Annotated in this window: 21 protein-coding genes and 1 riboswitch; of the genes, 13 read left to right on the top strand and 8 right to left on the bottom strand. The window is 69.9% G+C overall.

The genetic code is table 11. The annotated features are described in order from the left end of the window. The first annotated feature begins 238 nt into the window (after window positions 1-238). The 8 genes from sigR (at window position 239) to ACZ7EG_RS06010 (ending at window position 8,601) form a co-directional block, all read left to right on the top strand. Window positions 239-925 (top strand): RNA polymerase sigma factor SigR, encoded by a 687-nt coding sequence (sigR, locus tag ACZ7EG_RS06045; RefSeq protein WP_142166727.1) that lies wholly within the window; start codon window positions 239-241, stop codon window positions 923-925. Continuing rightward, a complete protein-coding gene (gene rsrA / locus ACZ7EG_RS06040) occupies window positions 922-1,233 on the top strand; it encodes a mycothiol system anti-sigma-R factor (RefSeq protein WP_234849268.1) in 312 nt (103 codons plus the stop codon). Before sigR ends, rsrA begins: the two co-directional genes overlap by 4 nt. Window positions 1,234-1,386: 153 nt before the next feature. Next, window positions 1,387-2,724 (top strand): HD-GYP domain-containing protein, encoded by a 1,338-nt coding sequence (locus ACZ7EG_RS06035; RefSeq protein ID WP_471072964.1) that lies wholly within the window; start codon window positions 1,387-1,389, stop codon window positions 2,722-2,724. Then, window positions 2,721-3,968 carry an HD domain-containing protein gene (locus ACZ7EG_RS06030; protein WP_471072961.1) on the top strand — a complete coding sequence of 416 codons (1,248 nt, stop codon included), beginning with the start codon at window positions 2,721-2,723 and terminating at the stop codon, window positions 3,966-3,968. The genes ACZ7EG_RS06035 and ACZ7EG_RS06030 overlap by 4 nt, the downstream gene beginning before the upstream one ends. Window positions 3,969-4,085: 117 nt before the next feature. Continuing rightward, on the top strand, window positions 4,086-5,066 hold the full coding sequence (locus tag ACZ7EG_RS06025) for a tetratricopeptide repeat protein (protein ID WP_053672437.1): 981 nt from the start codon (window positions 4,086-4,088) through the stop codon (window positions 5,064-5,066). Window positions 5,067-5,203: 137 nt separating this feature from the next. Next, window positions 5,204-5,854, top strand: a complete 651-nt coding sequence (gene def, locus ACZ7EG_RS06020) for a peptide deformylase (protein WP_471072958.1) — start codon at window positions 5,204-5,206, stop codon at window positions 5,852-5,854. A 294-nt stretch (window positions 5,855-6,148) separates the two neighbouring features. After that, window positions 6,149-7,234 carry an epi-isozizaene synthase gene (gene cyc1, locus ACZ7EG_RS06015; protein ID WP_471072955.1) on the top strand — a complete coding sequence of 362 codons (1,086 nt, stop codon included), beginning with the start codon at window positions 6,149-6,151 and terminating at the stop codon, window positions 7,232-7,234. Then, window positions 7,231-8,601 carry a bifunctional albaflavenone monooxygenase/terpene synthase gene (locus tag ACZ7EG_RS06010; RefSeq protein WP_471072952.1) on the top strand — a complete coding sequence of 457 codons (1,371 nt, stop codon included), beginning with the start codon at window positions 7,231-7,233 and terminating at the stop codon, window positions 8,599-8,601. Before cyc1 ends, ACZ7EG_RS06010 begins: the two co-directional genes overlap by 4 nt. Window positions 8,602-8,613: 12 nt before the next feature. Here the strand turns inward: ACZ7EG_RS06010 and ACZ7EG_RS06005 are convergent, their stop codons facing one another. Next, window positions 8,614-9,576, bottom strand: coding sequence for a GlxA family transcriptional regulator (locus tag ACZ7EG_RS06005; protein WP_471072949.1), 963 nt, complete (start codon window positions 9,574-9,576; stop codon window positions 8,614-8,616). A gap of 93 nt (window positions 9,577-9,669) precedes the next feature. Here ACZ7EG_RS06005 and ACZ7EG_RS06000 point away from each other — a divergent pair, with 93 nt between their 5' ends. Continuing rightward, on the top strand, window positions 9,670-9,912 hold the full coding sequence (locus tag ACZ7EG_RS06000; protein ID WP_471072946.1) for a hypothetical protein: 243 nt from the start codon (window positions 9,670-9,672) through the stop codon (window positions 9,910-9,912). Here ACZ7EG_RS06000 and ACZ7EG_RS05995 read toward each other — a convergent pair. The 6 genes from ACZ7EG_RS05995 to ACZ7EG_RS05970 form a co-directional block, all read right to left on the bottom strand. Continuing rightward, a complete protein-coding gene (locus ACZ7EG_RS05995; RefSeq protein ID WP_471072943.1) occupies window positions 9,825-10,829 on the bottom strand; it encodes a ribonucleotide-diphosphate reductase subunit beta in 1,005 nt (334 codons plus the stop codon). The two genes, ACZ7EG_RS06000 and ACZ7EG_RS05995, sit on opposite strands and share 88 nt — an antisense overlap. 56 nt (window positions 10,830-10,885) lie before the next feature. Next, window positions 10,886-13,237: a ribonucleoside-diphosphate reductase subunit alpha gene (locus tag ACZ7EG_RS05990; RefSeq protein WP_471072940.1), complete on the bottom strand. Its 2,352-nt coding sequence runs from the start codon at window positions 13,235-13,237 to the stop codon at window positions 10,886-10,888. Between the two features lie 124 nt (window positions 13,238-13,361). Then, window positions 13,362-13,518: riboswitch (cobalamin riboswitch) on the bottom strand. Window positions 13,519-13,570: 52 nt separating this feature from the next. Next, entirely contained in the window at window positions 13,571-14,077 is a 507-nt protein-coding gene (locus ACZ7EG_RS05985; RefSeq protein ID WP_471072936.1) for a GNAT family N-acetyltransferase, read from the bottom strand. Window positions 14,078-14,202: 125 nt separating this feature from the next. Continuing rightward, window positions 14,203-15,831, bottom strand: coding sequence for a monocarboxylate uptake permease MctP (mctP, locus tag ACZ7EG_RS05980; RefSeq protein ID WP_471072933.1), 1,629 nt, complete (start codon window positions 15,829-15,831; stop codon window positions 14,203-14,205). Continuing rightward, window positions 15,828-16,094, bottom strand: a complete 267-nt coding sequence (locus tag ACZ7EG_RS05975) for a DUF3311 domain-containing protein (protein ID WP_170320969.1) — start codon at window positions 16,092-16,094, stop codon at window positions 15,828-15,830. The genes mctP and ACZ7EG_RS05975 overlap by 4 nt, the downstream gene beginning before the upstream one ends. 139 nt (window positions 16,095-16,233) lie before the next feature. Beyond that, complete coding sequence (locus ACZ7EG_RS05970; RefSeq protein ID WP_053672402.1) at window positions 16,234-16,998, bottom strand: GntR family transcriptional regulator; 765 nt, start codon at window positions 16,996-16,998, stop codon at window positions 16,234-16,236. Window positions 16,999-17,312: 314 nt separating this feature from the next. Here ACZ7EG_RS05970 and ACZ7EG_RS05965 point away from each other — a divergent pair, with 314 nt between their 5' ends. From ACZ7EG_RS05965 to ACZ7EG_RS05950, 4 genes are all read left to right on the top strand, one after another. Next, window positions 17,313-18,593 carry an extracellular solute-binding protein gene (locus ACZ7EG_RS05965; RefSeq protein WP_471072930.1) on the top strand — a complete coding sequence of 427 codons (1,281 nt, stop codon included), beginning with the start codon at window positions 17,313-17,315 and terminating at the stop codon, window positions 18,591-18,593. A gap of 87 nt (window positions 18,594-18,680) precedes the next feature. After that, window positions 18,681-19,670 (top strand): carbohydrate ABC transporter permease, encoded by a 990-nt coding sequence (locus tag ACZ7EG_RS05960; protein WP_471072927.1) that lies wholly within the window; start codon window positions 18,681-18,683, stop codon window positions 19,668-19,670. Continuing rightward, window positions 19,667-20,509: a carbohydrate ABC transporter permease gene (locus ACZ7EG_RS05955; protein WP_471072924.1), complete on the top strand. Its 843-nt coding sequence runs from the start codon at window positions 19,667-19,669 to the stop codon at window positions 20,507-20,509. The genes ACZ7EG_RS05960 and ACZ7EG_RS05955 overlap by 4 nt, the downstream gene beginning before the upstream one ends. 9 nt (window positions 20,510-20,518) lie before the next feature. Then, window positions 20,519-22,057, top strand: coding sequence for a glycoside hydrolase family 3 protein (locus ACZ7EG_RS05950; protein WP_471072921.1), 1,539 nt, complete (start codon window positions 20,519-20,521; stop codon window positions 22,055-22,057). Window positions 22,058-22,372: 315 nt separating this feature from the next. On the opposite strand, the gene nagB is transcribed toward ACZ7EG_RS05950, so the two are convergent. Then, window positions 22,373-23,158 (bottom strand): glucosamine-6-phosphate deaminase, encoded by a 786-nt coding sequence (gene nagB, locus ACZ7EG_RS05945; protein ID WP_471072918.1) that lies wholly within the window; start codon window positions 23,156-23,158, stop codon window positions 22,373-22,375. Window positions 23,159-23,240 lie beyond the last annotated feature (82 nt).

Below are 23,240 nucleotides of genomic sequence, written 5' to 3'. Positions count from 1 at the left end.
GCGGTGGTCGCTGTTGTGCGGGACGTACGTGCTGGAGACCAGCACCGACGTCGTAGGAGAGGGAGTCCGCCGCATGGGTTCGACCATCTGCCCGAGCCGTAGCAGCCGCGCCGACCTGGACTGGACGGTGCTGCACGCGGCCAGGACCGCCCCTGTTCGGGCGGCGGGCGGACCGGATCGTCGTCTATCCTCCGATTCGGGTGAGACCGGTCTCGGTCTCACGAGAACACTCGAGGAGGTGGGTCCGGTCACTGGGACCGACGCAGGGACCGAAAACGGCCAGGCGGAGCAGCCCGAGGGCCAGGGCGGCACGGGCGCGGAGACGGCCGCGGAGCGCAGTGCGCGCTTCGAGCGGGACGCGCTCGAGTTCCTCGACCAGATGTACTCGGCCGCGCTGCGCATGACGCGCAACCCGGCCGACGCCGAGGACCTGGTGCAGGAGACGTACGCCAAGGCGTACGCGTCCTTCCACCAGTTCCGCGAGGGCACCAACCTCAAGGCGTGGCTGTACCGGATCCTCACCAACACCTTCATCAACTCGTACCGCAAGAAGCAGCGCGAACCTCAGCGCTCCGCGGCCGAGGAGATCGAGGACTGGCAGCTCGCCCGCGCCGAGTCGCACATGTCGACGGGCTTGCGCTCCGCGGAGTCGCAGGCGCTCGACCACCTGCCCGACTCGGACGTGAAGCAGGCGCTCCAGGCGATCCCCGAGGAGTTCCGCATCGCCGTCTATCTCGCGGACGTCGAGGGGTTTGCCTACAAGGAGATCGCCGACATCATGGGGACACCCATCGGAACGGTGATGTCCCGGCTGCACCGGGGCCGCCGTCAGCTGCGCGGCATGCTGGAGGACTACGCCCGTGACCGCGGGATGGTCCCGGCCGGTGCCGGAGAGTCGAACGAAGCGAAAGGCTCGGGGTCATGAGCTGCGGAGAGCCGCACGAGACGGATTGCAGCGAAATCCTCGATCATCTCTACGAGTTCCTCGACCGTGAGATGCCGGACTCGGACTGCGTGAAGTTCGAGCACCACTTCGAGGAGTGCTCGCCCTGCCTCGAGAAGTACGGGCTCGAGCAGGCCGTGAAGAAGCTCGTCAAGCGCTGCTGCGGGCACGACGACGTGCCGGGCGACCTGCGGGACAAGGTCATGGGGCGGATCGAGCTGATCCGCTCCGGCCAGGCCGTCCCCGAGCAGGACGTCACGGCCTCCCCCGCCACGCCGCGGGAGTCCTGACACTCCTGCGCTTTTCAACTACCCCACCTCTGCACGGGTAGTCACCCTCGAACACGTCACTCGAACGTGCTAAACCGCGGGTTATCGGCTCGTGGACCCCCTGCCGCCGTCCTAGGCTCCGGCCCGGACGGACCTGGCCGGGGGGAGGGGCTCATGGAAGCGGTACCGGCACGGGCACGGGTCTACATCGCCTGTGTCGTCATGACCGCCTTGCTCTGCCTGCTGCCGCAGCCGGGCACTCACACCGCCTGGTGGGCAGTGGTCCTGCTCGCCGTGCTGTACGCCGGATGCGAGCGCGTCGCCCGGTCCCGGTTCGTGGGGATCTCCCATCCGGCCGGGACCTTCTACCCCGTACTGCTCGCCGGTGCCTTCCTGTTGCCGGCGCCCGCCGCTGCGCTGGTGGCCGTGCCCGGCGCGCTGCTCTCGCAGGTCGGTCAGCGGCCCGTGGCGCTGCGACGCGTCTGGCGGGCCGCCCAGCTCGTCCTCGGGGTGTGGGCCGCGGCCAGGACGCACCGGCTGCTCGGCGGGCCGGACGCGGTCGCCGCGGGCGACGTCCCGTACGCCCTCGGGCCGGCCGGGGCGGCCGTGCTGGCGTTCTGCCTGGTGCTCGCGCTGCTCGACGGCGGGATCCTGGCGGTGGCGGAACGGGTGCCGGTGCGGCGGGCCTGGCGGGGGTTGGTGGCACGCTCGCTCGCTCCGATCGCCGTGCACGGCCTCGCCGGACTGATGATGGCCGTCCTGTGGCGCAGCCCCTACGGGCCCGTGGCCGCGCTGCTCGTGCTGCTGCCCATGTGCGTCTCGTGGTGGGCGTTCGCGCAGTACCACCGGGAACGCGCCGCCCATCAGGCGACCATCCGGGCACTCGTGCAGGCCGTCGACATCAAGGACGGGTACACCCGCGGGCACAGCGAGCGGGTCGGGCAGGCCTCCATGATGATCGCGCGGGAGCTGGGCATGGCCGACGAGCGCGTCGAGGTGCTCCGCTTCGCCGGGATCCTGCACGACGTCGGCAAGCTGGGCGTGCCCACCCGGCTGCTCAGGAAGGACGGGCCGCTGACGCCCGAGGAGCGGCGGGTGATCGAGCTGCACCCCGAGTACGGGCACGAGATGGTGCGCGGCATCGGCTTCCTCGGCGAGGCCCGCGCCGCCGTGCTGCACCACCACGAGCGGCTGGACGGCAGCGGCTACCCCTACGGCCTGGTGGGCCGTCAGATCCCCGAGTCCGCACGGGTCGTGGCGGTCGCGGACGCCTTCGACGCCATGACCTCCACCCGCAGCTACAGCAGGGCCCGGCCCGTCGCCGTGGCCCTGGCCGAGCTGGAGCGGTGCGCGGGCAGCCACTTCGACCCGGTGATGGTCGCCGCCCTCGTCGAAGCCGTCGGGCGGACGGGGTGGCACCCCGCGGTGACCGCCGACGACGAGGAGACCCGCCCACCACGTGTGCCCCCGCCCGGCGCACCCCTGTCCAGCCGCCCGGGAGCACACCGATGAGCGCGTACCGGCCGCCCCCGCTCCTCACCCTCGTCCACGCCTGTGCCGCCCTCTTCGCCGCCGGCTCCCTCGCCGTCACCCTCTACGACGGCATCGAGGAACGCCGGGTCGCCCTCGCCTTCGGCGTCCTCGTCACCGTCGGCGAGCTCACCCGGCGCAACGGCGCGCGGGTCCGGGAGCCGGCACCGCTCGGAGCCGCCGCGGCCCTGTCCTACGCCCTGCTCGGCGAGGCCGGCGGACGGGCCACCCACCACGGGCCCACCCAGGTCGTCGCCGTGGTGCTCGCCGCATCGCTGCTCGGCAGCGTCCCGCACGTCGCACGCGGACAGGGGCCCACCCTCGACCACCTGGCGCGCCGCGTGCTCACCGTCGGCTTCGTCGCCGTGTGCTTCCAGCCCCCGTACAACCGGGGCATGTTCGACTACTGGGGCGGTCCTGCCTACGCCCTGCTGCTGCTCGCCCTGCTCTCCCTGACCGCGCTGTGCGACGCGGTACTCGCCGCCGCTCTGGCCCACACCCGCACCGGCTGGCCGTTCGGGCCGGTGCTGCGGGACGAGCTGCGGGCCGTGTGCGGCATCGGGTCCGCCGTCATCGCCACCGGGGCGGTGATGGCTCTGGCGGTCGCCGTCGTGGGGCTGTGGGCGCTGCCCGTCTTCTCGGTGCCGCTGCTGCTCGCCCAGATGTCGTTCCGCCGCTACGCCGCCGTCCGGGCGACCTACCGGCAGACCATCGCCTCCCTCGCCCGGGCCACCGAGGTCGCCGGGTACACCCCCTGCGGCCACGCCCGGCGGGTCGCGGCCGTCAGCCGGGCGGTGGGGCGGGACCTGGGGCTGACCGAGCCGGAGCTGGCCGTGCTGGAGTACGCCGCGCTCATGCACGACATCGGCCAGCTGAGCCTCGTCGACCCGGTGCCGGCGGGCGCCACCGCCGCGCTGCCCGCCGCGGAACAACGGCGGATCGCCCTGCTCGGCGGGGCCGTCGTACGGCAGACGGGCGTCGACGAGGCGGTGGCCGTGGTCGTGGAGCGGCAGGCCGACCCCTACGCCGAGCAGCCGCTCGCCGCGCGAATCGTCCGGACTGTGAACGCTTACGAGGAGAAGTCCCGGGAAGGAGGGCCGGGCGGGCCGCTGAAGGCGCTGGAGGAACTCCGGCTCGCCACCGCCGGGACGTACGCCCCGGAGGTGGTGGAATCACTGGCCCGGGTATTGGCAAGGAGCAGTCTGACCCTGCCCGTGGCTGGGTAACCCATGGGTAATGAGCGCCCTTGAGGCCGTACGTGGTTGGATGCGAAGGAGAAGGTGTCCGGGGGCTCGAAACACAGCTACGGCCAGCCCACAGCACGGAACTGGCAGGCGGGAATCGTGAGGATCTTCGGCAAGGGACGGCACCGGCCCTCCGCCTCCTGGCGGCAGGCCACGGACCGGGCGTTCACCCTCATCGGCGACGGCCGGTACGAGGACGCAGGCGCACTGTTGACACGTGCCGCCGATCTGGAGCCCTGGCTTTCCGAGTCCTGGTTCAATCTCGCGCTGCTGCACAAGTTCCGGCACGACTGGGAGCAGGCGCGGGCGGCCGGACTGCGGGCCGTGGCACTGCTCGACCGGGACACCGGCGCGCCCGACTGGTGGAACGTCGGCATCGCAGCGACCGCGCTGCAGGACTGGCCGCTGGCCCGGCGTGCCTGGCAGGCCTACGGGCTGCGGGTGCCGGGGGCGGCCAACGACTCCGGTGAGCCCCTCGGCATGGACCTCGGCAGCGCGGCCGTACGGCTGTCCCCGGAGGGGGAGGCCGAGGTCGTGTGGGGGCGGCGCCTGGATCCCGCGCGGATCGAGGTGCTGTCCATTCCGCTGCCGTCCTCGGGACGGCGCTGGGGCGAGGTCGTCCTGCACGACGGTGTGCCGCACGGGGAGCGGACGACCGCTGCCGGGCACACGTACCCGGTGTTCGACGAGATCGAGCTGTGGGCGCCCTCGCCGGTGCCGACCTGGGTGGTGCTGCTGGAGGCGGCGACCGAGTCGGACCGGGACGCGCTGGAGCAGCTCGCGGCGGACGCCGGGTTCGCCGCGGAGGACTGGTCTTCTTCCGTGCGGTTGCTGTGCCGGATGTGTTCCGAGTCCCGTATGCCGTCGGACGAGGGCGACGGGGAGCATCTCGACCCGCACGATCACAGTGAGCCGGGGCATCCCGGGCCGCTGGGGCACCGGACGGACGGGCAGCTGTGGGTGCCGGAGCGGGAGTGCGGGTTGGCTGCGCCGGCTTCGCTGGTCAGGGGGCTTTTGGACGGGTGGGTGGCGGACAGCCCGGATTCCCGGGACTGGCGGGATCTGGAAGAGGTCTGCTAGCACCGTTGTCGGGCGCGGCACCGCCTCGGTTGTTCGCGCAGTTCCCCGGGCCCCCAAGACAAAGAAGGGCGTGGGCCACCGGCGTAGTCTGTATCCGCATCTCAGGCCGGTCAGTTTAGGAAGGCGTACGTAACGTCATGGCTCAGCAGGACACCGATCAGCAGCGTGCGGGCGTGCTCCCCGTCGATGACGAGGGGTACGTGATCGACACGGAGGACTGCGAGGAGCGCGAGGCGGCCTGGCGGGAGCGGGGGACCTCGCGGCCGATCACTGTGGTGGGGAACCCGGTGCTGCACAAGGAGTGCAAGGACGTCACCGACTTCGGCGAGGAGTTCCAGCAACTCGTCGCGGACATGTTCGCCAGCCAGCGCACCGCAGAGGGCGTGGGCCTCGCCGCCAACCAGATCGGTGTCGACGCGAAGGTCTTCGTCTACGACTGCCCGGACGACGAGGGCGTCCGGCACACCGGCGTCGTCTGCAACCCCGAGCTCGTCGAACTGCCCGCCGAGAAGCGCCGCCTGGACGACAGCAACGAGGGCTGTCTGTCGGTGCCCACGGCGTACGCCCCGCTCCCGCGTCCCGACTACGCCGAGGTGACCGGGCAGGACGAGAAGGGCAACCCGATCCGGGTACGCGGCACCGGGTACTTCGCTCGGTGTTTGCAGCACGAGACGGATCACCTGTACGGCTACCTGTACATCGACCGGCTCTCCAAGCGCGAGCGCAAGGACGCCCTGCGGCAGATGGCCGAGAACGAGCCCCGCTACCCCGTGGTGGCCAACGACTGAGACCTCGGCCTCACCGCCGCACGGCGTCTGTTCGGGTTTCCCACCCGGAACAGGCGCCGTTCCTCTGTGCCGCTCGCCTGTCCGTCGCACGTTCGACCGCTGTTGCTCTCCCGGTGATCCGCGGGAAGTCACACAACGGGAGATTCCCGGCGCCGTGGGGTGGTGAATGAAGCAAATACGTTCCCAGAACGGTCAGTTGTAGTGCTGAATGGGATGAGCGGGGTATGCAACGGCGCACGCCCGGCGCGAAGGGAGGGGCGCCCGCGCCAACTGGCGGCTGAGAGGGGTTAGTTCGTGCATGCATTGTCACACGGCACCACATCGACACCGGCCACGATCGCAGTTCCACCGTCGCTCTCTCTCCGGGTGATCGAGGCGGAGTTTCCCCGGCAACTCCACCCGTATTGGCCGAAGTGCCAGGAGAAGACCCGGGCCTGGCTGCTCGAAAAGCGGCTCATGCCGGCGGACAAGGTGGAGGAATATGCCGACGGCCTTTGCTACACCGACCTCATGGCCGGGTACTACATCGGCTCCTCGGACGAGGTCATGCAGGCGATCGCCGATTACAGCGCGTGGTTCTTCGTCTGGGACGACCGTCACGACCGCGACATCGTGCACGGCCGTCCCGTCGCCTGGCGGCTGCTGCGGGACCGGCTGCACTCGGCTCTCGACTCCCCCGGGGACCACCTGCACCACGAGGACCCACTGGTCGCCGGGTTCGCGGACAGCGTGCTGCGGCTGTACGCGTTCCTGCCCCAGACGTGGAACCTCCGGTTCGCCCGGCACTTCCACGCGGTGATCGACGCCTACGACCAGGAGTTCCACAATCGCACGCAGGGAATCGTCCCGACGGTCGAGGAGTACCTTCGGCTGCGCCGGCTCACCTTCGCGCACTGGATATGGACGGACCTGTTGGAGTCGGCAGCAGGCTGTGAACTCCCCGACGCCGTACGGAAACACCCGGCGTTTCGGAGGGCGGCGCTGCTGAGCCAGGAATTCGCCGCCTGGTACAACGATCTGTGCTCGCTCCCGAAAGAGATAGCGGGTGACGAGGTGCACAATCTCGGAATCAGTCTCATCACCCATGAGGGTCTGACTCTGGAACAGGCGGTCGTGGAAGTCCGGCGCCGGGTCGAGAAAAGCATCACCGATTTCCTCGATGCCGAGCAGGAAGCCTTGTCGTTCGCCGACGACCTCGCCGACGGCACCGTGCGGGGAAAGGAACTGAGCGCCGCCGCACGGGCCTGTCTGAGCAATATGCGGAACTGGTTCAGTTCCGTCTACTGGTTCCACCACGAATCCGGCCGGTACATGGTCGACAGCTGGGACGACCGGTCCACGCCCCCGTACGTCAACAACGAAGCGGCAGGTGAGAAATGACCGTCGAGTCCGTGAAGCCCGAAACCCCGCCGGCCGTGGAGCTGCGGGAGCCGCCCCGGGCGGGCGGTGGTGTCCCGGCCCTCGGGCACGGCTGGAAGCTGGCGCGGGACCCGCTGGCCTTCATGTCCCGGCTGCGCGACCACGGCGACGTCGTGCGGCTGAAGCTCGGGCCGAAGACGGTGTACGCGGTCACCACCCCGGCCCTGACCGGCGCCCTGGCGCTGAGCAACGACTTCATCATCGCCGGGCCGCTGTGGGAGTCCCTGGAGGGCCTGCTCGGCGAGGAGGGCGTGGCCACGGCGAACGGCCCGCGGCACCGGCGTCAGCGGCGCACCATCCAGCCCGCCTTCCGGCTCGACGCCATCCCCGCCTACGGCCCGATCATGGAAGAGGAGGCCCACGCGCTCACCGAGCGCTGGAAGCCCGGCGAGACGATCGACTGCACCTCCGAGTCCTTCCGGGTGGCCGTGCGCGTCGCGGCCCGCTGCCTGCTGCGCGGCGAGTACATGGACGAGCGGGCCGAGCGGCTGTGCGTCGCCCTCGCCACCGTCTTCCGGGGGATGTACCGACGGATGGTGGTCCCGCTCGGGCCGCTCTACAAACTGCCGCTCCCGGCCAACCGCGAATTCAACCGGGCATTGGCCGATTTGCATCTCCTGGTCGATGAGATCGTCGCCGAGCGCCGGGCATCCGGTCGAAAGCCGGACGATTTGCTGACGGCATTGCTGGAGGCGAAGGACGACAATGGCGACCCGATCGGGGAACAGGAGATCCACGATCAGGTCGTCGCGATCCTCACTCCCGGCAGCGAAACCATCGCCTCCACGATCATGTGGCTGTTGCATATGCTCGCGGAGCACCCCGAACACGCCGATCGGGTGCGCGACGAAGTGCAAGCCGTCACCGGTGGGAGCCCGGTGGCATTCGCAGACGTCCGAGGACTCAGACACACCAACAATGTCGTGATCGAGTGCCTGCGTTTGAGGCCTGCCGTGTGGATTCTGACGCGCCGGGCGGTGCGGGACACGGAACTCGGTGGATACCGTATTCCGTCCGGGGCGGACATCATCTACAGCCCCTACGCGATCCAGCGCGACCCGAGGTCGTACGAGCGAAACCTGGAGTTCGACCCGGACCGCTGGCTTCCGGACCGGGTCAAGGACATCCCGAAGCACGCCATGAGCCCCTTCAGCGTGGGCAACCGCAAGTGCCCGAGCGACCACTTCTCGATGGCCATGCTGACGTTGATCACGGCGGCGCTGGCCACCAGGTACCGCTTCGAGCAGGTGGCGGGGTCGAAGGACGCCACGCGGGTGGGCATCACGCTCCGGCCGCACGACCTGCTGGTGCGGCCGGTCGCACGGTGACCGAGCCGCGCCTCAGGCCGCTTCGGGGCCTCTGAACGTGCGCCGGTATGCGTTCGGGGTGGTCCCGATCGACCGGACGAAGTGGTGGCGCAGTGTGGCCGCGTTCCCGAACCCTGTTCGGCCGGCGATCGCGTCCATGGTCTCGTCCGTCGCCTCCAGCAGCCGCTGGGCCAGCAGCACGCGCTGGCGCAGGATCCAGCGGTAGGGAGTCGTACCCGTCTCCTGCTGGAAGCGGCGGGCGAAGGTCCGCGGGGACATGTGGGCGCGGGCGGCCAGCTGCTCGACGGTGACCTCCTCGTCCAGGTGCCGCTCCATCCACGCCAGCACCTCACCGATCGTGTCGGCCTCGGGGAGCGGCAGCGGGCGCTCGATGTACTGGGCCTGGCCGCCGTCGCGGTGCGGCGGGACCACCATGCGGCGGGCGATCTTGTTGGCGACCTCGGTGCCCTGCTCCTTGCGTACCAGGTGGAGGCAGGCGTCGATCCCGGCGGCCGTGCCGGCGGAGGTGATCACGGGGTCCTCGTCGACGTAGAGCACGTCCTGCTCCACGACCACCCGCGGGTACTGCCGGGCGAGGTCCTGGGCGTGCTTCCAGTGCGTGGCACAGCGGCGGCCGTCCAGCAGCCCGGCCGCGGCCAGCACGAAGACACCGGAACAGACGCTCAGCACCCGGGCGCCGCGGTCGACCGCACGGCGCAGGGCGTCCAGCAGTTCCGGCGGGAAGTCCCGGTGCGCGTAGCTCTGCCCGGCCGGTACGGCGATCAGGTCGGCCGTCTCCAGCCGCTCCAGGCCGTGCTCGACCTGGAGCGAGAAGCCCGAGTTCATCCGCAGCACCGGGCCCTCGGCCGAGGCGACGGCGAAGTCGTACACCGGCAGGCCTTCGTCGCTTCGGTCGGTGCCGAAGACCTCGCACACCACACCGAGTTCGAAGGGGTTCACGCCGTCGAGGAGGGCGACGGCCACGTTCTGCAGCATGGATCCAGTGTGCCTCGCCGTTGGCAGTAATTCGAGGGTCTACGGCAGTACTGCCACTGACGGTAAGGAGTCATCAGCGCGACAGTGGTGTCCATGAACACGAACCAGACAGAAGCACTGATCGGACTGACCGCCACCTTCGGGATCCTGGTCCTCCTGATCCTCCCGTCCGTGATCGGCCTGGTGCGCGAGAGGCGCATCGACCGTCAGATCAGGGAGGCGCAGGAGGCCCGCGAAGAGGTGCCGGCTCAGAAGTCCTCGTCCAGGTCGACGGTGCCCTCCACCGCCACCTGGTACGCCGAGGGCCGCCGCTCGAAGAAGTTGGTCAACTCCTGAACCCCCTGGAGCTCCATGAAGGAGAAGGGGTTCTCGGAGCCGTACACCGGAGCGAAGCCGAGGCGGGTCAGCCGCTGGTCCGCCACGCACTCCAGGTACTGCCGCATCGACTCGGTGTTCATGCCCGGGAGACCGTCACCGCACAGGTCGCGCGCGAACTGCAGCTCGGCCTCCACGGCCTCCCGGAGCATGTCCGTCACCTCCTGCTGAAGCCGGTCGTCGAACAGCTCCGGCTCCTCCTTGCGGACGGTGTCGACCACGTCGAAGGCGAAGGACATGTGCATCGTCTCGTCTCGGAACACCCAGTTGGTGCCGGTGGCGAGGCCGTGCAGCAGGCCCCGGCTGCGGAACCAGTAGACGTACGCGAAGGCGCCGTAGAAGAACAGGCCCTCGATGCACGCGGCGAAGCAGATCAGGTTGAGCAGGAAGCGACGGCGGTCGGCCTGGCTCTCCAGCCGGTCGAGCTTGTCGACCGAGTCCATCCACTTGAAGCAGAACGAGGCCTTCTCGCGGATGGACGGGATGTTCTCCACCGCCGCGAAGGCCGCGGCGCGGTCCTCCGGGTCGGGCAGATAGGTGTCCAGCAGCGTCAGATAGAACTGGACGTGCACGGCCTCCTCGAAGAGCTGACGGCTCAGGTACAGCCGCGCCTCGGGGGAGTTGATGTGCTTGTACAGCGTCAGCACCAGGTTGTTCGCGACGATCGAGTCCCCCGTCGCGAAGAAGGCGACCAGCCGGCCGATCAGGTGCTGCTCCGCCGGTGACAGCTTGGCCAGGTCGGCGACGTCCGAGTGGAGGTCGACCTCCTCCACGGTCCAGGTGTTCTTGATGGCGTCCCGGTAGCGCTCGTAGAAGTCCGGGTAGCGCATGGGACGAAGGGTGAGCTCGAAGCCGGGGTCGAGAAGGTTCTGAGTCATAGCAGTCGGCGCGAAGCGCCGTCCTCCAGGGGTGGCGGTCGGGTGGCGGGTGGGAATTACTGGCAGGCCTCGCAGGACTCGGGGTTTTCCAGGGAGCACGCGACCGCGTCGGGGTCCGGGGTGGCCTGCGCGGGAACAGTGGCCTGTGCGGCGCGGGCGATGCGGGTCGCCGGGCGCGAGCGCAGGTAGTACGTCGTCTTCAGCCCGGACTTCCAGGCATAGGCGTACATCGAGGAGAGCTTGCCGATGGTAGGCGTCTCCAGGAAGAGGTTCAGAGACTGGGACTGGTCCAGGAACGGGGTCCTGGCCGCCGCCATGTCGATCAGGCCGCGCTGGGGGATCTCCCACGCCGTGCGGTAGAGGGCCCGGACGTCCTCGGGAATCCAGGTGAAGTCCTGCACCGAGCCGTTCGCCTCGCGCAGGGCCTCACGGCTGCGGGCGTCCCACACGCCGAGCCGCTTCAGCTCGTCCACCAGGTAGGAGTTGACCTGGAGGAACTCACCCGACAGCGTCTCGCGCTTGAACAGGTTGGACACCTGCGGCTCGATGCACTCGTACACGCCCGCGATGGAGGCGATGGTCGCCGTGGGCGCGATGGCGAGGAGCAGCGAGTTGCGCATGCCGGTCGTGGCGACCCGCTCGCGCAGGGCCGCCCAGCGCTCCGGCCAGGTGAGCTGGACGTCGTAGTGGTCGGGGTGCAGCACACCCCGGGCCGTACGGGTCTTCTCCCAGGCCGGCAGCGGTCCGTTGCGCTCGGCGAGGTCGGCTGAGGCCTCGTAGGCGGCGAGCATGATGCGCTCGGCGATGCGGGTGGACAGGGCCTTGGCCTCGGGCGAGTCGAAGGGCAGGCGCAGCTGGAAGAAGACGTCCTGCAGGCCCATCGCGCCGAGGCCGACCGGACGCCAGCGGGCGTTGGAGCGGCCCGCCTGCTCGGTCGGGTAGAAGTTGATGTCCACGACCCGGTCGAGGAACGTGACGGCCGTGCGGACGGTCTCGTCCAGCCGCTCCCAGTCGATGTCGCCGCCGGCCACGAACGCGCCGAGGTTCACCGAACCGAGGTTGCAGACCGCCGTCTCCCCGTCGCTGGTGACCTCCAGGATCTCCGTGCAGAGGTTGGAGGAGTGCACGACGTGGCCCGGCTCGGCCGTCTGGTTGGCGGTGCGGTTGGCGGCGTCCTTGAAGGTCATCCAGCCGTTGCCGGTCTGCGCCAGGGTGCGCATCATGCGGCCGTACAGCTCGCGGGCGGGCAGGGTCTTCTTCGCCAGGCCCTGTGCCTCGGCCGCCCGGTACGCGGTGTCGAACTCCTCGCCCCACAGGTCGACCAGTTCGGGCACGTCCGAGGGGGAGAACAGCGACCAGTCGGCGTCGGCGTTCACGCGCCGCATGAACTCGTCCGGCACCCAGTGCGCGAGGTTCAGGTTGTGCGTACGGCGGGCGTCCTCGCCGGTGTTGTCGCGCAGCTCCAGGAACTCCTCGATGTCGGAGTGCCAGGTCTCCAGGTAGACCGCGGCCGCGCCCTTGCGCCGGCCGCCCTGGTTCACGGCGGCGACCGAGGCGTCCAGGGTCTTCAGGAACGGGACGATGCCGTTGGAGTGGCCGTTCGTGCCGCGGATCAGCGAACCGCGGGCCCGGATGCGGGAGTACGCCAGTCCGATGCCGCCGGCGTGCTTCGACAGCCGGGCCACCTGGTGGTACCGGTCGTAGATCGAGTCCAGCTCGTCCTTGGGGGAGTCGAGGAGGTAGCAGGACGACATCTGGGGGTGCCGGGTGCCGGAGTTGAACAGGGTGGGGGAGGAGGGGAGGTAGTCGAGGCGGCTCATGAGCCCGTAGAGCGCCGCGACCTCGTCCAGGGCGCGCGTGGTGTCGTCCTCGGCGAGGCCGCTCGCGACCCGCAGCATGAAGTGCTGGGGCGTCTCGACGACCTTGCGGGTGTACGGGTGCCGCAGCAGGTAGCGGCTGTGCAGCGTGCGCAGGCCGAAGTAGCCGAAGCGGTCGTCGGCCGCCCGGTCGATCAGCGCGTCGAGACGGGCGGCGTGGACGCGCACGAACTCGGCGGTCCGGTCGGCGATGAGGCCCTCGCGGTGGCCGACCGCTACGGACTCGGTGAAGGACGTGACGCCCTGCGAGGCGGCCTCTTCGCGGATGCCGATGGTCAGCAGCCGGGCGGCCAGCCGGGAGTAGGCGGGGTCCTCGGAGATCAGACCGGCCGCGGCCTCCGTCGCCAGCTCCCGCAACTCCCGCTCGTCCGCCTGCGCGGAGCGGCCGCGCATCGCGGCGGCGGCGACCCGGCCGGGATCGGCGTCGGGGAGGTCGGCGGTCAGCTCGGTCAGGGTCCGCAGCAGCGCGGCACCGGGGGCGTCGTGCTCTTCTTCGGCGGCTGAGACCGGTTCGGCTGGCGCGATGGTCACGTGGGGCTCTCCCTCGCTCGGCACGGGGGCCTCGTCGAGGGCAGGCAGCAGCACGCGAGCGCACGGGGCGTCGCGTCCACCGGCCCATTCCACGAGGCCCGGACGTCAGGGCACACCGGCCGGGTGGCCGGGCGCGCTGTCGGCAGGTCCTCGGACTGACTCCTGTGCGGGGCGGTTCCCGGAACGGAGTGGTTCCGGGAACAGACATGCACAAGTACACCGTTGCGGGACAGTTCCGGATTCGCACCGGATTCCCCTGCGGCGACAGCGAGCATGAGCATACATCTTGTGCCGGGTTCGGGCGGCACCCCCAGATGTTGTGTCGTGCTGGTTTCAGAGCGTCAACTCATAGGTGAGAAGAGTGATGTCCGTCAGCTCCGGGAGGGGGTTCCAGTCGCGCTCGGGTGTGCGGGCGAAGCCCAGCCGTTCGTAGATGCGGTGGGCCGCGTGCATGGTGGGTTGTGTCGACAGCACGACGCTCCGGCAGCCCGGGGTGGCCCGCGCCCGGTCGACGCAGGAGCGCACGAGGGCCTCGCCGACGCCCTGTCCGCGGGCTGCGTGCGCGACGGCCAGCATACGGATCTCGGCCTCTCCGGGGCCCGCTATGTCGGCCATGGGGCCGCCGGACGGGACGAAGGTGACGCCGCCGAGCACGCGGCCGTCCCTGAGTGCGGCCAGGACCTCCGCACAGGCCGCCCGTGCGGCGACGTCCCGCAGCACGTGCAGGTACTGGTCGCTCTCGCCGAAGTCGAGCAGGCCGTCGTCGAGGTAGGCCCGGGCCGTGAGGTCGCCGAGGGCTCCGTACTCGGTGGGCCCCGCACGGCGGATCAGGATGTCCATGCGGTGAGTGTGTACGACAGCGGGCCGCCGTTGTGAGTGATCTCGGCGGCCCGCTGCGGGCGTCGTGTGGTTGTTCGCGCCCACGCGGCGGAGCCGCATGGTGATACAGCCCCGCGCCCCTGAGGTCAGTGCGCGGAACCGGCGGTGGCAGGCGGGAGCTCCACCTGGACACCGGGGTCGCCCGCGTCCGCCGTGTAGTCCTCCGGCTTGGTCTCGTCGATGCCGTCGGGGGCCTTCAGGGCCTTCAGGACGAAGGTCAGGACCACCGTCACCACCACGTTCAGGACGAACGCCGTGAGGCCGATGTAGCCGATCTCCCCGATGCCCGGGATCTCCTTCGCGGAGCCGCCGAAGTGCTTCTGGGTCGGGGAGGCGACGCCGTACGCGGCGACCGTGCCGTAGATCATGCCGACCGCCCAGCCCGCGAGCAGGGCCCAGCGGTGGAACCAGCGGGTGAACAGGCCGCCGACCAGGGCCGGGAAGGTCTGCAGGATCCAGATGCCGCCCAGCAGCTGGAAGTTGATGGCGACCGTCTTGTCCATGGTGAGGACGAAGGCCAGGGCGCCGACCTTCACCAGCAGGGAGACCAGCTTGGAGACCTTGGTCTCCTGTGCCGGTGTGGCGTCCGGCTTGATGAAGTCCTTGTAGATGTTGCGGGTGAAGAGGTTCGCGGCCGCGATGGACATGATGGCCGCCGGCACCAGCGCGCCGATGCCGATCGCCGCGAACGCCACGCCCGCGAACCAGTCGGGGAACATCGTCTCGAACAGCTGCGGGATCGCCAGCTGCCCGTTCTGCACCTTGATGCCGGCCGCGATCGCCATGAACCCGAGCAACGCCAGCAGACCCAGCATCAGCGAGTACAGCGGCAGGATCGTGGTGTTGCGGCGGATCACCTCACGGCTCTTCGAGGACAGCGTCGCCGTGATGGAGTGCGGGTACATGAAGAGCGCGAGGGCGGAGCCCAGCGCCAGCGTGGCGTACGTCCACTGGCCCGGCTCGGCCGGCGTCAGCGCACCGCGCGGCGCACCCGTCGCCGGGTTGGTCTGGCTGTACGCCTCGCCGGCCTTGGCGAAGATCTCGTCGAAGCCGCCCAGCTTGATCGGGATGTAGATGATCGCCACCGCGATGACGATGTAGATCAGCGTGTCCTTCACGAACGCGATGAGCGCGGGGGCCCGCAGGCCCGAGGAGTACGTGTACGCCGCCAGCACGCCGAACGCGATCAGCAGCGGCAGGTCCTTGATGAACCAGTTGGTGTTCTCGCCGCCGCCGACGCCCATCACGTCCAGCACGGCCTGGATGCCGACCAGTTGGAGCGCGATGTACGGCATCGTCGCCAGGATGCCCGTCAACGCCACCGCCAGCGACAGCCCCTTCGAGCCGAAGCGGCCGCGCACGAAGTCGGACGTGGTGACGTACCCGTGCTTGTGGGAGACCGACCACAGGCGGGGGAGGAAGGTGAAGATCAGCGGGTACACCAGGATCGTGTAGGGCACGGCGAAGAAGCCGGCCGCGCCCGCGGCGTAGATCGCCGCCGGCACGGCGACGAAGGTGTACGCCGTGTACAGGTCGCCGCCCAGCAGGAACCAGGTGATCCAGGTGCCGAACGAGCGGCCGCCCAGGCCCCATTCGTCCAGACTGTGCTCGTTCTCGGCCTTGCGCCAGCGCGCGGCCAGGAAGCCCATGACCGTCACGGCCAGGAAGAAGAAGATGAAGACGCCGAGCGCGACGCCGTTCACGCCGTCCTTCACTGCGACGCACCGCCCTTCGCGGCCGAGCGGGCGCGCTGGTCACGCTGCCACAGCTTGTAGGCGATCATCGTCAGAGCGGTGGAGATCAGCACCCAGGCCATCTGGTACCAGTAGAAGAACGGGATGCCGATGAAGGCCGGGTCGGTCTTCGCGTACGAGCCGACCCACAGCATGGCCACGAAGGGCGCTATGAGGCAGACGGCGATGACGACGCGCACAGGCGTCACCACCGGCCCTCTGCTGGCTTCCGGGGCTTGCGACATCAGGCGGCTCCGTCCCCTTGGTGATCACCTGTGGCGCAGGCACCCTAGGTCAGGGTGAGGCGGGAACGGAACCCCTCGTCCGCAATGCGGTACCCAACCGAAACCAGGCGTCAGAAGCGACGGAAGCCCTGCGGTGGGGTTACTCGGCAGGCCGCTTCAGCCGGGCCACGAACTTGTACCGGTCCCCCCGGTAGACCGACCGCACCCACTCCACCGGCCGGCCGTCCCGGTCCAGTGAGTGCCGGGAGAGCATCAGCATCGGCAGCCCGACGTCGGTGCCCAGCAGACCGGCCTCGCGCGGGGTCGCCAGCGACGTCTCGATGGTCTCCTCGGCCTCCGCGAGACGGACGTCGTAGACCTCGGCCAGCGCGGTGTACAGGGACGTGTACTTCACCAGAGAGCGGCGCAGGGCGGGGAAGCGCTTGGCGCTCAGGTGGGTGGTCTCGATGGCCATCGGTTCGCCGTTGGCCATGCGCAGCCGCTCGATGCGCAGCACGCGCCCGCCGGGTGTGATGTCGAGCAGCCCGGCCAGGCGGTCGTCGGCGGTGATGTAGCCGATGTCCAGCAGTTGCGAGGTGGGTTCGAGGCCCTGGGCGCGCATGTCCTCGGTGTACGAGGTCAGTTGCAGCGCCTGCGAGACCTTCGGCTTGGCGACGAAGGTGCCCTTGCCCTGGATGCGCTCCAGCCGGCCCTCGACGACCAGCTCCTGCAGCGCCTGGCGCACGGTCGTGCGCGAGGTGTCGAACTCCGCCGCCAGCGTGCGCTCGGGCGGGACCGGCGTCCCCGGCGCCTGGGTCTCCGTCATGTCGAGCAGGTGCTTCTTCAGGCGGTAGTACTTGGGCACGCGCGCGGTACGGACGGGCACCCCGTTCTCGTTCTCAGCACTGCTGACGTCGGTGCTCATGCTCCGCCTTCCCGGCCCGGTCTGCCGACACGATCCCACTTGTATACCGTCGGCGCCTGTTTTGGTCTAGTCCACCATTCCCTGTGGTCTACCCGCAGTATGCCGTGTCTCGCTCGGGATTTCGCTGGCTTCTTACTTAAAGGTCCCTGCATATGTAGGTCGCATAACGGCTGGTCAGAGCGGTATCGGGGCCCTTGACAGGCCTTCTGGTCTGGTCCAAGCTCCCCGGTACTGGTCTACACCATTGGTCCAGGCCCGGCCCCACGTTCACTGCGGGGAGCCAGGGGGGTTGTGGGATCCCTGAGGAGGGTGGCGTGAAGCGCAAGCTGACAGCCGCGATCGGAATCGCGGGCATGATGGTCTCCATCGCGGCATGCGGGGGCGAGGGTGGCGGGGGCTCCGACAAGGGTGCGGACGCCAAGGAGCTGACCGTCTGGCTCACCGTCGACGCCCAGAACAACTGGCCCGCACTGGTGAAGGCCGCCGACGCCGCGGTGAAGAAGAAGCACCCCGGGCTCGAGATCAACCACGAGTACTACGGCTGGCCCGACAAGAACGCCAAGCTCGACGCCGTCCTCGCCACGGACAAAGCTCCCGACGTGGTCGAGATGGGCAACACCGAGATGCTCGGCTACATGGTCAAGGGCGCCTTCGCCCCCCTCGACCGGTCCGCGTTCGACAACTCCGACGCCTGGCTGGACGGCCTCAAGGCCTCGGTCACCTACGACGGCAAGACCTACGGCGTCCCGTACTACGCCGGCGGCCGCGTCGCCAACTGGCGCAAGGACGTGGCGGCATCCGTCGGGGTGAAGTCGGCCCCGAAGACGTACAAGGAGCTGACCGCGGCCCTGGACAAGATCCAGAAGAAGCAGGGCGACAAGTTCAGCGCCTGGTACCAGCCCACCCGCGACTGGTACGCGGCCATGTCCTTCGTCTACGACGCGGGCGGCGCCATCGCCACCGAGTCGGGCGGACGGTGGAAGGCCTCCCTCTCCTCGCCCGAGTCCCTCAAGGGCCTGAAGGAGTTCAAGAACGTCGTCGGCACGTACATGCACGGCGACAAGACCAAGGACGAGTCCGACCGCTACATCGTCTACGGCCAGGGCAAGTCCGCCATGATCTTCGCGGCAGCCTGGGAGGGTGCCACCTCCGAGGACCCTAAGAACGACAAGACCGGCAAGCTCAAGGGCAACCTCGAGAACTTCGTGATGCCCGGCCCGTCCGGCAAGAACATGCCCGTCTTCCTCGGCGGCTCCGACCTCGCCGTCCCGGTGAAGTCCGACGCGCAGGCCCTGGCCGCCGAGTGGATCAACGCCTTCACCGGCTCCTCCGGGCAGAAGGGCCTGATGGCCAAGGGCAACCTGCCCAACAACAAGACCGACCTCGCGACGCTCAAGAACGACCCGAAGACGGCGGTCCCCGCCACCGCGGCCGAGTCCAGCTGGTTCGTCCCGATGGCGCCCGGCTGGGGCCAGGTCGAGAAGGCCCAGATCCTGCAGACCATGCTGCAGAGCATCGGCACCGGCAAGAAGTCCGTCGAGGCCGCCGCCAAGGAGGCGGACGCCGCGATCGACAAGGTCATCAACACCAAGTGACCCGAGCACAGGGCCCCGTCGCCTCCCCGCAGTCCTCGACGGGGCCCTGAATCTCGTACGACCTGAGGGCCCGTCAAGGAGCGCGCGATGAGTGCCGCAGAGACCACCACCACTGCCAAGGTGCCGCCACCGCGGCAGGCACCGCCGCCGCCCCCGATAAACCGGCGGCCCCGCGGGCAGCGCACGTCGGGCGGGGCCGCCGTCCCCTGGCTGCTGCTCGCGCCCTGCCTGCTGATCCTCGCCCTGGTCATGGGCTATCCGCTGGCCCGCCTGGTCACCCTGTCCTTCCAGAAGTTCGGGCAGTCGCAGCTGTGGGGCTTCCAGCCGGCCGAGACGGTCGGGTTCGACAACTTCGCCAAGGTGCTGGGCGACGGCGCGTTCTGGGCCGTCGTCGTGCGCACGATCGTCTTCGCGGCCGGCGCCGTCGTCTTCACCATGGTGATCGGCATGGCGCTCGCCCTGCTGCTCCAGCGGGTCTCCGGCTGGCTGAGGATGCTCATCAACATCGTGCTGGTGGCCGGCTGGGGCATGCCGGTGATCGTCGCGACCACGGTCTTCAAGTGGCTCTTCGACTCGGACTACGGCGTCTTCAACGCCCTTCTCAGCAAGCTGCCCGGCGTCGAGATGATCGGCCACAACTGGTTCGCGAGCGGCCCAGAGGGCCTGGCCGTGATCATGCTGCTGGTGATCTGGGGAGCCGTGCCGTTCGTGGTCATCACCCTCAGCGCCGGGCTCACCCAGGTCCCGAAGGAGCTCGAGGAGGCCGCCCGCCTGGACGGCGCCGGTTCCTGGGGCGTCTTCCGCCATGTCACCCTGCCCGTTCTCAAGCCGATCATCGTGATGCTCACGACCCTGTCGGTCATCTGGGACATGGGCGTCTTCCCCCAGGTGTTCGTCATGCGGGGCGGCCACCCCGAACCGGAGTTCCAGGTCCTCAACACCTACTCCTACGACCGGGCGTTCGTGGTCAACGACTACGCCCAGGGCTCGGCCATCGCGCTGATCACCGTCCTGCTGCTGCTCGGTGTGGTCGCCGTCTACATGCGGCAGATGCTGAAGATCGGAGAGGTCGAATGAGCACGCTCGCCGGAGCCGGCCGCCACAAGTCGCGGCGGGGCTGGAACCTCCTCGGCCTCCTCGTCTTCGTCGTCGTGGGCTTCCCGCTCTACTGGATGCTCAACACCGCCTTCAAGCCCGCCAAGGACGCCATCGACCCGGACCCGAGCCTGCTGCCGACCGGCCTCACCCTCGACAACTTCGGCCGGGCGCTGGACATCGCCGACTTCTGGGGCCCGGTGGGCCGCAGCCTGGTGGTGTCGCTGGCCGTGGTGGTCATCGGCATGGTCGTCGGACTGCTGGCCGCGCTCGCCATCTCCCGGTTCGCCTTCCGCGGCCGCAAGATCGTGATCGTGGGCATCCTCGCCGTGCAGATGGTCCCGCTGGTCGCCATGATCATTCCGGTGTTCCTGCTGCTCAACGACCTGGGCCAGTACGACCGGCTCGCCGGCCTCATCATCACGTACCTGACCTTCATCCTCCCGTTCACGGTGTGGACGCTGCGGGGCTTCATCGTCAACATCCCTAAGGAACTGGAGGAGGCGGCCATGGTCGACGGCTGCTCGCGCACCGGCGCCTTCCTCCGGGTCGTCTTCCCGCTCCTGGCCCCCGGCATGGTCGCCACCTCGGTCTACGGTTTCATCCAGGCCTGGAACGAGTACCTGTACGCCCTGATGCTCCTCAGCCAGAAGAACCAGACCGCGACCGTCTGGCTCGGCAACTTCACCACCAAACACGGCACCGAATACGCCCCGATGATGGCCGGCGCCACGATGATGGCCGTGCCGATCGTCGCCCTCTTCCTCCTCGTCCAGCGCAAGATGGCCGCGGGCCTGACCGCGGGCGCCGTGAAGGGATGACCTCACCCCATGACGACACTCGCCGGCGGCACCGACACGCTCACCCGCGACGCCCTGACGGTCCTCCAGCCCGGCTTCACCGGCACCACCGCCCCCGACTGGCTGCTGCGCCGGCTCGGTGAGGGCCTCGCCTCCGTCGGACTGTTCGGCCGCAACATCGCCTCGCCGGACCAACTGGCCGCCCTGACCGCCCAACTGCGGGCCGAGCGCGACGACGTCCTCGTCGCGATCGACGAGGAGGGCGGTGACGTGACCCGCCTGGAGGTGCGGTCCGGCTCCTCCTTCCCGGGCAACCACGCGCTCGGCGCGGTCGACGACGTCGAGCTCACGCACCAGGTCGCCCACGAACTGGGCAGCCGCCTCGCCGCCTGCGGCGTCAACCTCAACTGGGCCCCGTCCGCCGACGTGAACTCCGACCCGCGCAACCCGGTCATCGGCGTCCGCTCCTTCGGCGCCGACACCGGCCTGGCCGCCCGGCACACCGCCGCCTACGTCACCGGCCTGCAGTCCGCCGGGGTCGCCGCCTGCACCAAGCACTTCCCGGGCCACGGCGACACGGCCGTCGACTCCCACCACGCTCTGCCACGCATCGACATCTCCGCCGACGTGCTGGCCGAGCGCGAACTGACCCCGTTCCGCGCCGCCATCGCCGCCGGCACCCGGGCCGTCATGAGCGCCCACATCCTGGTCCCCGCCCTCGACCCCGACCGCCCGGCCACCCTCTCCCGGCGCATCCTCACCGGCCTGCTCCGCGCCGAGCTCGGCTACGACGGCCTCATCGTCACCGACGGCATGGAGATGCGCGCCATCGCCGGCACCTACGGCATCGAACGCGGCAGCGTCCTTGCCATCGCCGCGGGCGCCGACGCGATCTGCGTGGGCGGCGGCCTGGCCGACGACGCGACCGTGTCGCGCCTGCGGGACGCCCTGGTCGCGGCCGTGCGGGCGGGTGAACTCCCGGAGGAACGCCTGGCCGAGGCCGCCGACCGGGTACGCGCACTGGCCCGCTGGGCGGGCACGGCGGGCCACCCTGCGGAGAGCGCCCACGGCACCGAGATCGGCCTGCACGCCGCCCGCCGCGCCCTCACCGTGACCGCCGCGCCCGGCCTCGGCAGCCCCGGCACCTTCAAGCCCCTCACCGAACCGCCCTACGTCGCCGCCCTCACCCCCGTCGCCAACATCGCCGTGGGCGACGAGACCCCGTGGGGCGTCGCCGCGGAGCTCGCCCACCTCCTGCCGGGCACGGTGACGGGCAGCTTCTCCGCCGGGGACGGCCCGGAGAGCGCGGCCGGTGAGAGCGCCGGACGGGCGGCACTGGAGGCGGCCGGCCCGCGCCGCATCGTCGCGGTCGTCCGCGACGAACACCGCCACCCCTGGATGGCCTCGGCCCTCGACACCCTGCTGGCGGCCCGCCCCGACACCGTCGTCGTGGAGATGGGCGTCCCCCAGGCCACTCCGCGCGGCGCCCTGCACATCGCCACCCACGGCGCGGCCCGCGTCTGCGGCCGGGCGGCGGCCGAAGTGATCGCCGGGATCACGGGGCTGTGAGGGCGCGGGGGTGAACCGGCCGGACCGGCCCGAGCCGTGCCGGCACCGATCGGGGGACCTTTCGCCCCAGCGATGAGGTCCGGCCGGGCACGAGTCTGTCCTGGTGACCGCCGGGCGGCGTCCATGACGCCGCCCGGCCCGTGACTCCACGGAGGACACCATGGCGCTCGGACGCCGGCGGCAACGCCACCTGGGGCCCGACCGGCCGCCCCGCACCGCAGTGGAGCCGCCCCGGTGCGACCCCTGTGGAGACCCTCGGCAGGCACGGTCATCACCATTGAGGAGGCCCAGCAGCAACCCTGCGGGTCAATACACCTAGATCCCCTGCCAGTCCGGCTTGTTGGCGTAGGTGTGGCGGAAGTAGTCCGCGAGCTTCAGCTTCGACGCGGCGGCCTCGTCGACGACGACGGTCGCGTGCGGGTGGAGCTGGAGCGCGGACGCGGGACACACCGCGGCGATCGGCCCTTCCACCGTCGCCGCGACCGCGTCCGCCTTGCCCTCGCCGGTGGCGAGCAGCACCAGATGCCGGGCCTCCAGGATGGTGCCGATGCCCTGCGTGATCACGTGGTGCGGCACCTGGCCGATGTCGCCGTCGAAGAAGCGCGCGTTGTCGATCCTGGTCTGCTCGGTCAGCGTCTTGATCCGCGTCCGCGACGCCAGCGACGAGCACGGCTCGTTGAAACCTATGTGTCCGTCGGTCCCGATGCCGAGCAGCTGAAGGTCCACACCCCCCGCGTCCGACAGCGCTTTGTCGTAGGCCTCGCACGCCCCCTGCACATCCGCCGCCGTGCCGTCCGGGCCCGTGAACTGGTCCATCCCGATCCCGAGCGGCTCCAGGACCTCACGTCGCAGCACCGACCGGTACGACTCCGGATGGTCGGCGGGCAGCCCCACGTACTCGTCGAGCTGCGCGATCCGCGCCCGCCCGACGTCCACCGTGCCGGAGCGCACCTTCGCCGCCAGCGCTTCGTAGACAGGCAGCGGCGTCGAGCCCGTGGCCACGCCGAGCAGGGCGGCGGGCTTGCGCCGGAGCAGCTGGGCCATGGCCTCGGCGATGAGCTCGCCGCCTGCCTTGGCGTCCGGAACGATGACAACTTCCACGCTGGCCTGCCGATCTGAGAGGACTGCTCAACTGGGACCGCACCCGGGAGGGGTCGTGTGGTTTAGACCAATCTAACAGAGC

Source organism: Streptomyces sp. NPDC037100, from assembly GCF_055606225.1.
This window is presented reverse-complemented; position numbering and strand designations above follow the sequence as displayed.

Coding starts and splice junctions, on each gene's coding strand:
- ACZ7EG_RS05960 (WP_471072927.1), top strand. CDS start 18,681: ATGAGTGCCGCAGAGACCACCACCACTGCCAAGGTGCCGCCACCGCGG.
- ACZ7EG_RS06010 (WP_471072952.1), top strand. CDS start 7,231: ATGACCGTCGAGTCCGTGAAGCCCGAAACCCCGCCGGCCGTGGAGCTG.
- def (WP_471072958.1), top strand. CDS start 5,204: ATGGCTCAGCAGGACACCGATCAGCAGCGTGCGGGCGTGCTCCCCGTC.
- ACZ7EG_RS06005 (WP_471072949.1), bottom strand. CDS start 9,576: ATGCTGCAGAACGTGGCCGTCGCCCTCCTCGACGGCGTGAACCCCTTC.
- ACZ7EG_RS05950 (WP_471072921.1), top strand. CDS start 20,519: ATGACGACACTCGCCGGCGGCACCGACACGCTCACCCGCGACGCCCTG.
- ACZ7EG_RS05995 (WP_471072943.1), bottom strand. CDS start 10,829: ATGACTCAGAACCTTCTCGACCCCGGCTTCGAGCTCACCCTTCGTCCC.
- ACZ7EG_RS05955 (WP_471072924.1), top strand. CDS start 19,667: ATGAGCACGCTCGCCGGAGCCGGCCGCCACAAGTCGCGGCGGGGCTGG.
- ACZ7EG_RS05970 (WP_053672402.1), bottom strand. CDS start 16,998: ATGAGCACCGACGTCAGCAGTGCTGAGAACGAGAACGGGGTGCCCGTC.
- ACZ7EG_RS05975 (WP_170320969.1), bottom strand. CDS start 16,094: ATGTCGCAAGCCCCGGAAGCCAGCAGAGGGCCGGTGGTGACGCCTGTG.
- rsrA (WP_234849268.1), top strand. CDS start 922: ATGAGCTGCGGAGAGCCGCACGAGACGGATTGCAGCGAAATCCTCGAT.
- ACZ7EG_RS06000 (WP_471072946.1), top strand. CDS start 9,670: ATGAACACGAACCAGACAGAAGCACTGATCGGACTGACCGCCACCTTC.
- ACZ7EG_RS06030 (WP_471072961.1), top strand. CDS start 2,721: ATGAGCGCGTACCGGCCGCCCCCGCTCCTCACCCTCGTCCACGCCTGT.
- ACZ7EG_RS06035 (WP_471072964.1), top strand. CDS start 1,387: ATGGAAGCGGTACCGGCACGGGCACGGGTCTACATCGCCTGTGTCGTC.
- ACZ7EG_RS05985 (WP_471072936.1), bottom strand. CDS start 14,077: ATGGACATCCTGATCCGCCGTGCGGGGCCCACCGAGTACGGAGCCCTC.